1 protein-coding gene is annotated in these 1,471 nt (G+C 45.3%); it reads left to right on the forward strand.

All coding sequences use genetic code 11. From position 1 onward, the window contains the following. Nucleotides 1–117 precede the first annotated feature (117 nt). The gene (locus PV403_RS24755; protein WP_191805304.1) at nucleotides 118–1,383 is read left to right on the forward strand and encodes an IS110 family transposase; all 1,266 of its coding nucleotides are present in this window, start codon (nucleotides 118–120) and stop codon (nucleotides 1,381–1,383) included. Nucleotides 1,384–1,471 lie beyond the last annotated feature (88 nt).

Here is a 1,471-nt window from a genome sequence, read left to right on the forward strand (position 1 = left end):
TTAGAATTCCTGTAAAACGAAAAATTTGGAGTTTGAATAAAAAAGAGCGCCTCTGTACGATGGGAGTACGCAACGGGTCAAAAGCCCTTAAAATCCACATCAGGAGGTCGCTCTAACATGAAGTTTAAAGCACAAGAAAAACAAAATCAACTCATTGAAAACATTACCGTTCATCATCTGGTGGTCGGTGTAGATATTGCTCAGGAAGTCCATGTTGCTCGGGCTGTGAGCTTTCGAGGAATCGCACTTGGTACATCCCTAAAATTCGGAAATCATTTAGAAGGATTCAACTTTCTCAAGTGTTGGATCCGAGATTTATTGAAATCTTACAAGCTTCAGAAAGTCATTGTCGGTATGGAGCCTACGGGGCATTACTGGCTTAGCCTGGCTCGCTGGCTGGATTCGCAAGGTATTGAGACTGTGCTTGTAAATCCCCATCTTGTTAAAAAGAACAAAGAAAACCGGGACAATACGCCATCGAAAAGCGATCATAAAGACGCACTGGTCATCGCAGATATGATCAAAAATGGATACTACTCTCCCGTTCGATTTCTTGCAGAATCTTATGAAGAACTTCGTATTCTTATGGCGAATCGAGAAACCGTGACCAAACGTCTCAACAGTGCGGTAAATCAGATTCATCGCTGGGTAGATATTGTCTTTCCTGAACTGCGTCAGGTATTTAAGATTCTTACTTGCACCAGTGCTATCGCTACGCTCCGGCTCTTCCCATTACCGAAGGAAATTAGCCGGTTATCCACTGAACAAGTTCTGGCTGGCTGGAAGCAATACGTGAAACGTCATGCTGGCGTCAAACGTGCAGAGCAACTTATTACACTTGCGAAATGCAGTGTGGGTGCCACGCACGCTCTTCACGCCTACAAACTTCATCTAGAGCAACTCTTAGAAGAGTATGACTTAGCTCAGCGTCAACTTGAACAGATTGAGCAGGAAGTCCACATGATACTGGGGCGTATTCCCTATGCTCAAAAACTGCTTGAAATCCCAGGCGTCAATGCAACAAGCTTAGCAGGCATTCTTGGCGAGGCTGGCGATCTAAGCGCTTATGCACACGGAAATGCTCTACTACGCCATGCCGGATTAAACCTAGCTGAAGCAAGTTCTGGGAAGTGGCGAGGAAAAATGGTGCTTAGCAAACGTGGTCGCCCACGTCTGCGCCATTTCCTCTATCTCGTGACCATGTGTATGGTGATGACCAACTCGGAATTTCGGGCTCTGCACCACTACAACGTGAAGGAAAAGAAGGTAAAGAAGATGAAGTCGATTATGAAATTGATTGGGAAAGTTGCACGTATGCTTGTCTGTCTTGCTAAAAGCGGCAAAACTTACGACTCGACTAGAATTTTCCTACAAGCAGCATAAAGCTAATTGATCCTCGCCGGTTCATGCATTCGCAGGATAACATAGCACGGAGTATCGGGAGACATTAAACAAAAGGGCTCGGACCCGT

The sequence above is a fragment of the Paenibacillus sp. GYB006 genome (genome assembly GCF_036577645.1).
GTDB lineage: Bacteria > Bacillota > Bacilli > Paenibacillales > Paenibacillaceae > Paenibacillus.

Bases quoted from the DNA above. Each gene is read 5' to 3' on its own strand.
- PV403_RS24755 (WP_191805304.1), top strand. From the start codon at position 118: ATGAAGTTTAAAGCACAAGAAAAACAAAATCAACTCATTGAAAACATT.